The sequence below is a fragment of the Achromobacter sp. UMC46 genome (assembly GCF_014170335.1).
Lineage (GTDB): Bacteria > Pseudomonadota > Gammaproteobacteria > Burkholderiales > Burkholderiaceae_B > Achromobacter.
The window spans coordinates 25,912-36,621 of sequence record NZ_LZZS01000014.1; the positions used below are offsets into that span (position 1 = coordinate 25,912).

The following is a 10,710-nucleotide window of genomic DNA, read 5'->3' on the forward strand; positions in this document are numbered from 1 at the left end:
GGCCACAACGAACAAAGGGATTCCATGACACAAGCGAATGTTGCCCTCGTCACCGGCGGCAGCGCCGGCATCGGCGCTGAAATCTGCCGCAGCATGCTGGACGCGGGCTACGAAGTGATTTCGATGGCGCGCCGCGCCGCCGACTTCACCCACCCGCGCCTGCACAACATGCAGGTGGACCTGCTGGACGCGGATGCCACCGCGCAGGCCGGCCGTGAGGCCGCCGCCAAATTCCCCATCAGCCACGTCATCCACAACGCGGGCGTCATCTGGCCGAACCTGCTGCCGCAGGTCACGCAGGAAGAGCTGCACGGCCTGACGCAGATCCATCTGGGCGCCGCGATATCCCTGGTGCAGGCGGCGCTGCCCGGCATGCAGGAACGCCAGTTCGGCCGCATCGTGATGATGTCGTCGCGCGGCGCGCTGGGCCTGCCCACCCGCACCGCCTATTCGGCCACCAAGGCCGGCATGGTCGGCATGGCGCGCACCTGGTCGCTGGAATTGGCGCCTTACGGCATCACGGTCAACGTGGTGGCGCCCGGCCCCATCCAGACGGACATGTTCTACGAAGTGATCGAACCCGGCAGCGAACGCGAAAAGCAGCTGGCCAACGGCATCCCGGTCAAGCGCCTGGGCCGTTCGGACGATGTGGCGCGCGCCGTGATGTTCTTCGCCGACCCCGCCAACAGCTTCGTCACCGGACAGACTTTGTTTGTGTGCGGTGGCGCCAGCGTCAGTTCCATCACCATCTGACCAAGCGCGGCGTCCCTCTGTCGTCGGGTTTTAACGGATAGGTAAGCATCAGTACCACGTCTACAGTGCTCATCCTTGCGTGTTAGAAATTTTAAGCAACAAGTAATTCCCGCAGTTCCCCGTTTTCTCCGCTTTTCAACCGCACGCCCATTGCTCCCTATCCGGAGGTTTTGCCATGCTGTCGAAGAAACTCCCCCTGGCCGCGGCCGCCGCCGTCGCCGCCCTGTTCGCCCTGCCCGCCCTGGCCCAAGTCAAAGTGGGCGTCGTCACGTCGTCCACCGGCCCCACCGCGCTGGTCGGCATTCCGCAGAAGAACACGGTGCCGCTGCTGCCCAAGAAGATCGGTGACCTGACCATCGAGTACATCTCGCTGGACGACGCCAGCGATTCCACCAACTCGGTCACCGCCTTCAAGAAGCTGATCTCGGAGCAGAACGTGGACGCGCTGATCGGCCCGTCGGGTTCGCCCAACGCCATGGGCGTGATCCAGTTCGCCGCGGAAGCCGGCGTGCCGATGCTGGCCCCGGTAGGCACGGCAGCGGTCGTGCTGCCCATGAACGAACAGAAGAAGTGGGTGTTCAAGACCACGCAGAACGACGACATCATCGCCCGCGCGCTGGTGGACCACATGGTCAAGACTGGTGTGAAGACGGTCGGCTTCATCGGCCTGAACGATCCCTACGGCGAGAACTGGTCCAAGGTCTTCTCGGGCCTGGCCGCCGAAAAGGGCATCAAGGTCACCGCCAACGAACGCTATCTGCGCTTTGACAGCTCGGTCACCGGCCAGGCGCTGAAGATCCTGGCCGCCAAGCCGGACGCCGTGCTGGTGGCCGCCCCCGGCGCCGCCAGCGTGCTGCCGCAGACGACCCTGTTCGATCAGGGCTACAAGGGCAAGTTCTACCAGACTCACGGCGCTGCGTTGCCCGACTTCCTGAAGCTGGGCGGCAAGAAGGTCGAAGGCACGGTGCTGGCCGCCAGCCTGATGCTGGTGCTGCCGGAGATGCCGGACAGCAACCCGTCCAAGCAGGTCGCCAGCGACTACATCGCGGCCTACGAAAAGCTCAACGGCTCCAAGCCCGCCACCTTCGGCGCCAACGTCTACGACGCCGGCCTGCTGCTGGAGAAGGCCGTGCCGTTGGCGGAAAAGGCCGGCAAGCCGGGCACCAAGGAGTTCCGCAGCGCGTTGCGCGATGCGCTGGAACAGACCAAGGAGCTGGTGGGCACGCAGGGCGTCTACAACATGAGCGCCGCCGACCACAGCGGCTTCGACGACCGCGGCCGCGAACTCATCACCGTGAAAGACGGCAACTGGACGCTCGTCAAGTAACGCCACGGACCACGCATGAATGCTCAGATCGCCTTGATACTTGGGCAGGACGGCATCACCAACGGCGCCATTTACGCGCTGTTGGCCTTGTCGATCCTGCTGGTCTTCACCGTTACCCGCGTGCTGTTCATCCCCCAGGGCGAATTCGTCGCCTTCGGCGCGCTGACCATGGCGGCCATCCAGGCCGGCAAACCCGTGCTGCTGGTCTGGCTGCTGCTGGCGTTCGCGCTGGCTGAGGCCGCCGCCGACCTGGTGGCGCGCGCCAGGCGCCCGGGCCGCGCGCGGGGCCTGTGGCGCATCGCGGCCAAGGCGATCTATCCGCTGGTGCTGGCGGCGCTGCTGTATCGGCTGCCGCTGGCGCAATTGCCCATGTCGGTGCAGGCGCTGCTGACGCTGCTGCTGGTGGTGCCGATGGGCCCGCAGCTGTACCGGCTGTTCTACCAGCCCATCGCGTCGGCCTCGACGCTGGTGCTGCTGATCGTGTCCATCGCCGTCCATCTGGCGCTGGTCGGCCTGGGCCTTCTGGCTTTCGGCGCCGAAGGCGCCCGCACCGCGCCGTTCAGCGACGCGAGCCTGGCGCTGGGCCCCATCAATATCAACAGCCAGGCGCTGTGGGTGGTGGCGGTATCGGCGGTCCTGATCATCGTGCTGTACCAGTTCTTCGAACGCTCGATGTACGGCAAGGCCTTGCGCGCGGCCGCCTTCAACCGGCTGGGCGCGCGGCTGATGGGCATTTCCCCCATCTTCGCCGGCCGCGCCACCTTCTTCCTGGCGGCGTTGATCGGCACGGTGTCGGGCATCCTCATCGCCCCCATCACCACCATGTATTTCGACTCCGGCTTCATGGTCAGCCTGAAGGGCTTCGTGGGCGCCATCATCGGCGGGCTGGTCAGCTATCCGCTGGCCGCGGCCGGCGCCATCCTGGTGGGTCTGATCGAAGCCTTCTCGTCGTTCTGGGCCAGCGCCTACAAAGAAATCATCGTGTTCACGCTGATCATCCCCGTGCTGCTCTGGCGCTCGCTGAAAAGCCATCACGTCGAGGAAGAAGACGAATGACCCCCCGCATCATCCTCTTCGTGTTCCTGGCGCTGCTGGCGCTGGGGCCGCTGGCCTTGCCGCCGTTCTATGTGACCTTGCTGAACTACATCGGCCTGTATGCGCTGGTGGCGCTGGGCCTGGTGCTGTTGACCGGCGTGGGCGGCCTGACAAGTTTCGGGCAGGCCGCCTTCGTGGGCGTGGGCGCCTACACGACGGCGCTGCTGACCACCCGCGCGGACTCCTTGCCGGCCTGGCTGGCCTGGTTGGGCGCGTCCCCCTGGCTGACCTTGCTGGCCGGGCTGGCGCTGACGCTCGTCATCGCCTATCTGCTGGGCGCGATCACGCTCAAGCTGTCGGGTCACTTCCTGCCGCTGGGCACCATCGCCTGGGGCTTGTCCTTGTACTTTGCCTTCGGCTCCGTCGAAGGCCTGGGCGGCCACACCGGCATTCCTGACATCCCCGCGATCAGCGTGTTCGGCTGGTCGCTGAACCAGGGCGGCAGCATCTATTACCTGATCTGGGCGTTCCTGCTGGTGGCCGTATGGTCCACGCAGAACCTGCTGGATTCGCGTGAAGGCCGCGCCATCCGCGCGCTTAAGGGCGGGCGCGTGATGGCCGAATCGATGGGCGTGGACACCGCGCGGTCGCGCATGGTGATCTTCATCATCGCCGCGCTGCAGGCGTGCGCGTCCGGCTGGCTGTACGCGCACATGCAGCGCTTCGTGAACCCCAACCCGTTCGGCCTGCAGATGGGCATCGAATACCTGTTCATGACCGTCATCGGCGGCGCGGGCCACGTCTGGGGCGCGCTGGTCGGCGCGGGCGTGTTCACCGTGCTCAAGCAATGGCTGCAAGACTGGCTGCCCAAGCTGCTGGGCCAGACCGGCAACTTCGAGGTCATCGTCTTTGGCTTCGGCATGGTGCTGCTGCTGCACCGCGCCCGCAGCGGCCTGTGGCCGGTGCTGACGCGCTGGGTCCGCGTGAAAAAGCCCGTGCGCCGGCTGGACATGGAGGCGGAACCCCTGCCCCGCAAGCCCATGCCGCCGCGCGGCGAGGTCGTGCTGAAGGCCGTGGACGTGACGCGCAAGTTCGGCGGCCTGGTCGCCAACAACGCCATGAACCTGGAGATCCGGGCGGGCGAGATCCTGGCGCTGATCGGCCCCAACGGCGCCGGCAAAAGCACGATGTTCAACCAGATATCGGGCGTGGACACGCCGACGTCTGGCCAGGTCACGCTGCTGGGCCACCTCGTGGCGGGCGCCGGCGCGCGCAGGATCGCGCGGCTGGGCCTGTCGCGCACGTTCCAGCACGTGCGCCTGCTTTCCCGCATGAGCGTGCTGGAGAACGTGGCCATCGGCGCCCACCTGCGCGGGCATCGCGGCGTGCTGCCGTCCGCGTGGCGGATGGACCGCCCCGAGGAAGCGCGCCTGCTGGCCGAGGCCGCGCGCCAGGTCGAGCGCGTGGGCCTGGGCAAGCATCTGCATGACGAAGCCGGTTCGCTGGCGCTGGGCCAGCAGCGCATCCTTGAGATCGCGCGCGCCCTGGCCTCCGACCCGTGCATCCTGCTGCTGGACGAACCCGCCGCCGGCCTGCGCTATCAGGAAAAACGCGAACTGGCCGAACTGCTGAAGAAATTGCGCGCCGAAGGCATGGCCATCCTGCTGGTCGAGCACGACATGGACTTCGTGATGGGCCTGGTGGATCGCGTGGTGGTCATGGACTTCGGCGAGAAGATCGCCGAAGGGCTGCCTGCCGAGATCCAACACAATCCCGCGGTGCTGGAAGCCTATCTGGGCGGAGTGGAATGATGACTGCGAAACTGCTGGAAGTACGCGACCTGCATGTCGCCTACGACAAGGTGGAGGCCGTGTCCGGCATCAGCCTGGCCGTGGGCGAAGGCCAGATCGTGACCGTGATCGGCCCCAATGGCGCCGGCAAGACGACCCTGCTGTCCGCCATCATGGGCGTGTTGCCCTCCACCGGCCAGATCCTGTTCGGCGGCAAGGCGCAGGCGCACGCCGAGATCGAGGAAATGGTGGCGGCCGGCATGAACCTGGTGCCGGAAAAGCGCGAGCTCTTCGCAGAGATGACCGTGGAAGACAACCTGATGCTGGGCGCATTCCACCGCTTCCGCTGCGGCCAGCGCGACCACGACAAGACGCTGGCCGAGGTCTACGAGTTGTTTCCCCGCCTGAAGGAACGCCATGCGCAATTGGCCGGCACCCTGTCCGGCGGCGAACGCCAGATGTTGGCCGTAGGCCGCGCGCTGATGGCCAAGCCGCGCCTGCTGATGCTGGACGAACCCAGCCTGGGACTGGCGCCACGCATCGTGCGGGAAGTGTTCCGCATCGTCGCGCGGCTGCGCGAGATGGGCGTGTCCATCCTGCTGATCGAACAGAACGCCCGCGCCGCGCTCCAGGTGGCCGATTACGCGTATGTGCTGGAGACCGGCACGGTCACGCTAGAGGGGCCGGCGGCGGAAGTCGCGGTGGACCCGCGCGTGGTCGAGGTGTATCTGGGGCTGGGCCACGGCGCGCCGGCGGCGGCGCCTGCTTGAGCGCTAGGCGACGCCGCGCCGGCGGTCGCGGCGGTACAGCGCGTAGCCCAGGGGCCACATCGCCGCCACCATGAAGGTCGCGGCGGGGTTCGTCAGCCGGTAGGCCTGGACGGCCGTGGGCACGCCGGAATGCTTCAGGTGCAGGCGGAAACGCGTATAGCGCGCGGCCGCCATGATGAACTCGCGCGGCCGGAAGCGGAAGAATTCCAGGTGGTGCTGCAGCATGTCCCAGGCCAGCAGGTACAGGCCCTGCGCATTGTTGGCCACCGACACGGCCCCCTGGCTCAGGCCCCCGGGCGTGTCGTGATAGGTGCGCACCACGCGGTTGATGAAGCGGCTGAGATAGCCCGCGCGCGCCACGGCCCACCACACCAGGCTTTCCGGCACGAAGCCCGCGACGTCTTCGGGAAAGGGGTACTTCCTGAGGATATCGGTGCGCATACAGCCGAATTTCTCGCCCTTGATGCGATAGCGGAAATACACATCGACGGCCGTGCTGTCGAACACGTCCTGCGGATAGCGGTCGCCGACGATGCTGCCGTCGGGGCGTGCGCACAGGCCGGTCACGGCCACATAGGAATCGCGCCGCGCGGGCGGAATGCTCTCCCAGGCGTCCTTGAACGTGGCCAGCGCGTCCGGCGGCATTTCATCGTCGCTGTCCAGGCCGACGATCAGGTGGCCGCGCGCCTCGCGGACACCGCGGTTGAAGGCGGTCTTCTTGTGCTGGTTGTTCTGCCAGATGTAGCGGATCGGGAAATCGGCGCGCGTCTGCCATTCCAGAATGGAATCGTGGGTGTTGTCGGTGGAACCATCGTCCACCACCACCCATTCGAAATCCCTGAATGTCTGCCGGGAAAGCGATTCATACACCCGGTGCAGCGTACCCGCCCGGTTGTAGGTGGGCGTCAGAACGGTGAAAAACGTTGGTGTATCGGTCATGCCTGCTGTGCCCCTTTGCGATCGCCATGCCACCGCTGCGGTCTTGGTCTAACTGTTTTCGCCTGAAGTGTAGGGGATATGCCAGCACGAACCGATGCCGGCGCATTCGAATTTGCAATCAAATCTGTCAACCTCTGCGTTTTTGGCGATTATTCCGGACCTTTATGCGTTGGGCGGCGTACGGGAGTGGCGTAAACTCGGGCGGCCAAATCCGGAATGCCTATGGAAGCTTCGAACGTCCAGCTCAATGACATCGCCTTGTTCGTCGAGGTTGCCAAGCGCAAGAGCTTCAGTCTGGCCGCGCGCGCGCTGGACATGCCCACGTCGACGCTGTCGCGCCGCATCAATGAACTGGAGCGCGCGATCGGCCTGCGGCTGATCAACCGCAATACGCGCAGGCTGGACCTGACCGAGGCCGGCGCGGCCTACATGCGCCGCTGCCAGGGCCTGATCGACGAAGCCCGTCTGGCGCACGAGCAACTGCTGTCGCTGTCGGGCGGCCCGACGGGCAACCTGCGGGTGTCCATGCCCTACAGCCTGGCGATCTGGCTGCTGCCGGAAACCATCAACGACTTCACCGACCGCTATCCCGAAGTGGAGTGCGAGTTCGACCTGAGCATGATGACGGCGTCAGACGCCCAAGGCACGCCCTTCGACGTGGTGCTGCGCTTTGGCCGCGACACCGACTATCCGTTGTCCACGGTGGACACGGGCAATGGCAACGGCGCGGCCGTTCCGCGCAGCGACGGCGCCGTGGTGCAGGAACTGGTATCCCTGGACAACTACCTGTATGCGTCCGACCGCTACCTGGAACGCTACGGCGAACCCAAGACGCCCGCCGACCTGACGCAGCACCAATGCCTGCGGACCACGATCGACGACGCGCATTCGCACTGGACCCTGCACAACGGCACGGTCAGTGAAAGCGTGCCGGTCAGCGGTCATCTTGCCGCCAACAACATGAGCATCGCCGGCACCCTGGCCGGCCTGGACCTGGCCATCACGCGCATGCCGCACTGCCAGGCGCTGGATCCGATCATCAAGCGCAACTCGTTGCGGCGCGTGCTGCCGGGCTGGTCGGTGGACCCGATCTCGATCTACGTGGTGTATCCGTCAAGCATCCAGCCGGCGAAAACCCGGGCGTTCATGGAATTCATCAAGCCGAAGCTGGGGCCGACCGTCGATTGAGGTCGGACTTTCAACCTTCTGCCTTCGACCGCAAGACGAAAAAAAACCCGCTTGGCAAAAGCCAGCGGGTTTTTTCAGATCAGGGCGTTGATTAGACGCGCTTGATCTTTTCCAGCATCTTGAAAACACCCTTGGGCGACTTGACGAACAAGCGCTTGAAAGCCTTGCCCAAGCAACGACGTTCCAGGGTGTTACGACGCACGCGTTTGCGTTCAGCCATGTTGATTCTCCTGTTGAATTTGCGGAAAGTGGCCCGCACAACCGGAAATAGGGCTGGCGGAAAAAATTCGGATAACTTGCCATTTTAGCCTGAAATCCCCAGGCCGCGCCAATCAGGGCGGAAAACGGGGTGTAGCGGCCGTGACGTGATCCGTCCCTGTCAGTGGCCGCCCCGGTTCGCCCCTAACCTGCCAGCGACTTCAGCCGTTCCTGGACCTGTTCCGCGCGGGGCAGCGGATCGACTGCACCATAGCCCAGTGTCGACAGCGCTGCCGCGGCATTGGCGTAGCGCACGGCGTCTTCCCAGGAATCGCCCTGGCAACGGCGCGCAAGGAGACTGCCCGCGAAGCAGTCGCCGGCGCCGGTGGCGTCGACCGCATCCACCCGCAAGGCCGCGACCGGCGTGCGAGTGTGGCCGTCATCGATGATGGAGCCGTCCTTGCCCAGTTTCAGCACCACCACGCCCGCCGCGCCGCCGTCGCGGATCCAGTCCAGCGTGCGCTCGGGGTCGTCGTTGCCGGTCAGGTGCTGCATGTCGTCCATGCTGGGCAGGAACAGGTCGGCTTCGCGCATGGTTTCGCGCAGGACGGCGCGGGCGCGGTCCACCGGCCACAGGCGCAGCCGCAGGTTCGAATCCAGGCTGACCTGCGCGCCCGCGGCATGCGCGCGGGCGATGGCGGCAAAAACCGTGTCGCAGGCGCTGGTGCTGATCGCCATGCTGATGCCCGACACGTGCAGGAAGCGGCTGCGCTCGATCAGGCCGCTTTGCAGCAGCGCCGGCGTCATCAGGCTGGCGGCCGAGCCGCGCCGCAAATAGCTGAACGCGTGGCCGTCCGGGCCGTGTTGCACGAAATACAGGCCGGTGTGCGCGTCATCGTCCGTCTGCACGCCCGCCGTGTCCACGCCTTCGGACCGCCACAGGTCCAGGAACTGGGCGCCGAACGCGTCGTTGCCCACGCGGGTCAGGTAGGCGCAGCGCGCGCCTTGGCGGGCCGCCGCGATGACCGCATTGGACGTATCGCCGCCAAAGCCCTGCAGGTATTGCAGCTGGCCTTTGTGCGTCTGGTTCAGTTCGACCAGCGGTTCGCCCAGCGCGACGATGTCGAAATCAGCCATGGGCGGCCTCGCGGGTACGGGTGATCTGGGCGACCAGGGCCGCCGTGTCGCGCGCGGCGAACGCGGCCTTGTCGTACAGGTTGCTGCCGATGCCCACCAGCCCGGCGCCGGCCGCGAAGTACGCGCCCATGTTGTCCTGGGTGATGCCGCCCGTGGGGCAGAAGATCGTGTCGGGGTAGACCGACTTCAACGCGGCCAGGTGCTTGGGGCCGCCGGTGTCGGCCGGGAACACCTTCACCACGTCCACGCCGGCGCGGCGGGCGGCCAGCACTTCGGTGGGCGTGAACGCGCCCAGCAGGCACAGGGCGCCAGCGGCGTGCGCCATGTCCACGATCTCGGTGGCCAGGGCGGGCGACACCAGGAAATCGGCGCCGGCCACCAGCGCGTCGCGGGCCTGGGCTTCGTCCAGCACGGTGCCCACGCCCAGCAGCAGGCTGGCGCCGTGCTTGTCGCGCAGCGCGCGCACCAGGTCGGTCACGCCGGGAATCGTCCAGGTCAGCTCCAGCGTGGTGCAGCCGGCCGCTACGGCGACTTCGGCGGCATAGGCGGCGGTGGCCGCGTCCGTATAACGCAGCACGGGCACGACCCGGGCGGCCAGCAGGGCGGAAAGCTTGGAGGCGATGGGAGCGGATGCGGTCATGGAATTCCTTTGAGGCGGGCGGTCAGACGCCGCCGGACGATGCCGGCAGGACGGCGAGTTTGGCCGCGGCGGCGTCGCGCAGCCGCAGCAAGGGATCGATATAGGCGGCTTGCGGGTCATCGCGCCGCCGGAACAGCAAGGTGCTGACGCTGACGCCCGCCACGGGCCGGCCGGCCGCGTCGCACAGCGCCACGCCGTAGCAGACGATGCCGGCTTCGTTTTCTTCGTTGTCCATGGCGTAGCCACGCGCGCGGTCGCCGTCCAGCACGGCGCGCAGGGCCGGCAGGCTGGTCACGGTGCCCGGCATGCGCGCCGGCAACGGCAGGTCGCGCAGCAGGCGCTCGCGGGCCGTATCGTCCAGGGCGGCCAGATAGGCCTTGCCGACCGCGCTGGAATGCAACGCCACCGACGAGCCCACGCGCGACACCATGCGCACCGGGCCGGGGCTTTCCAGTTTGTCGATATAGATCATCTCCTGGCCGGCGGGCACCGCCAGATGCACGGTTTCGCCGGTGGCGTCGCGCAGCGCCTGCAGGTCGGGCGCCAGCGCGGCGCGCAGGTCGAACTGCGACCACGCGCCGCTGGCAAGCGACATCAGGCGCGTGCCCAGGCGGTAGGCGCCACCGGTTTCCGCCAGCATGCCCTGCTCGGCCAGCGCCGCCACGATGCGATAGACCGTGGGACGCGGGTAGCCGCAGCTGCGAGCGAGCGAGGCCGCCGTGGGCGGCTCGGGCGCATCGGCCACCGCCTGCAGCACCGTCATGAATTTGGCGAACGCCGCAGCGCCCGCGACCTTGGTTTCCGACAAGAACGTCCCCAAATAGTGGCAACCGGCCTTTAACTATGAACAAACAGATTTCGCAAGGCAAACAGCGCGAATATCAGACGAATCTGCGATACTGTTTATTTGTACAGTTAGTGATCCCGTGATTG

At 66.5% G+C, this 10,710-nt stretch carries 11 protein-coding genes; 6 read left to right on the plus strand and 5 right to left on the minus strand.

Annotated elements, in window-relative coordinates; genetic code table 11:
* The first annotated feature begins 24 nt into the window (after positions 1–24).
* The 5 genes from A9973_RS13450 to A9973_RS13470 all read left to right on the plus strand — a co-directional run bounded on the left by A9973_RS13450 (position 25) and on the right by A9973_RS13470 (position 5,675).
* Positions 25–753 carry an SDR family NAD(P)-dependent oxidoreductase gene (locus tag A9973_RS13450; RefSeq protein WP_183014262.1) on the plus strand — a complete coding sequence of 243 codons (729 nt, stop codon included), beginning with the start codon at positions 25–27 and terminating at the stop codon, positions 751–753.
* Positions 754–928: 175 nt separating this feature from the next.
* Positions 929–2,080 carry an ABC transporter substrate-binding protein gene (locus A9973_RS13455; RefSeq protein ID WP_183014263.1) on the plus strand — a complete coding sequence of 384 codons (1,152 nt, stop codon included), beginning with the start codon at positions 929–931 and terminating at the stop codon, positions 2,078–2,080.
* Between the two features lie 15 nt (positions 2,081–2,095).
* Complete coding sequence (locus tag A9973_RS13460) at positions 2,096–3,136, plus strand: branched-chain amino acid ABC transporter permease (RefSeq protein ID WP_183014264.1); 1,041 nt, start codon at positions 2,096–2,098, stop codon at positions 3,134–3,136.
* Positions 3,133–4,926 carry an ATP-binding cassette domain-containing protein gene (locus A9973_RS13465; RefSeq protein WP_183014265.1) on the plus strand — a complete coding sequence of 598 codons (1,794 nt, stop codon included), beginning with the start codon at positions 3,133–3,135 and terminating at the stop codon, positions 4,924–4,926. The genes A9973_RS13460 and A9973_RS13465 overlap by 4 nt, the downstream gene beginning before the upstream one ends.
* On the plus strand, positions 4,926–5,675 hold the full coding sequence (locus tag A9973_RS13470; RefSeq protein ID WP_183014266.1) for an ABC transporter ATP-binding protein: 750 nt from the start codon (positions 4,926–4,928) through the stop codon (positions 5,673–5,675). Before A9973_RS13465 ends, A9973_RS13470 begins: the two co-directional genes overlap by 1 nt.
* Before the next feature lie 3 nt (positions 5,676–5,678).
* Here A9973_RS13470 and A9973_RS13475 read toward each other — a convergent pair whose 3' ends face one another.
* Entirely contained in the window at positions 5,679–6,614 is a 936-nt protein-coding gene (locus tag A9973_RS13475) for a glycosyltransferase family A protein (RefSeq protein ID WP_183014267.1), read from the minus strand.
* 222 nt (positions 6,615–6,836) lie between these two features.
* Between A9973_RS13475 and A9973_RS13480 the strand changes: the two genes are divergently transcribed.
* The gene (locus A9973_RS13480; protein ID WP_183014268.1) at positions 6,837–7,802 is read left to right on the plus strand and encodes a LysR family transcriptional regulator; all 966 of its coding nucleotides are present in this window, start codon (positions 6,837–6,839) and stop codon (positions 7,800–7,802) included.
* 91 nt (positions 7,803–7,893) lie between these two features.
* Here A9973_RS13480 and A9973_RS31145 read toward each other — a convergent pair whose 3' ends face one another.
* The 4 genes from A9973_RS31145 to A9973_RS13495 form a co-directional block, all read right to left on the minus strand.
* Positions 7,894–8,022 (minus strand): hypothetical protein, encoded by a 129-nt coding sequence (locus A9973_RS31145; protein ID WP_006226408.1) that lies wholly within the window; start codon positions 8,020–8,022, stop codon positions 7,894–7,896.
* A 182-nt stretch (positions 8,023–8,204) separates the two neighbouring features.
* Complete coding sequence (locus tag A9973_RS13485; RefSeq protein ID WP_183014269.1) at positions 8,205–9,137, minus strand: sugar kinase; 933 nt, start codon at positions 9,135–9,137, stop codon at positions 8,205–8,207.
* Positions 9,130–9,777 carry a bifunctional 4-hydroxy-2-oxoglutarate aldolase/2-dehydro-3-deoxy-phosphogluconate aldolase gene (locus A9973_RS13490; RefSeq protein WP_183014270.1) on the minus strand — a complete coding sequence of 216 codons (648 nt, stop codon included), beginning with the start codon at positions 9,775–9,777 and terminating at the stop codon, positions 9,130–9,132. The genes A9973_RS13485 and A9973_RS13490 overlap by 8 nt, the downstream gene beginning before the upstream one ends.
* Before the next feature lie 22 nt (positions 9,778–9,799).
* Positions 9,800–10,585, minus strand: a complete 786-nt coding sequence (locus A9973_RS13495; RefSeq protein WP_183014271.1) for an IclR family transcriptional regulator — start codon at positions 10,583–10,585, stop codon at positions 9,800–9,802.
* Positions 10,586–10,710: the final 125 nt, after the last annotated feature.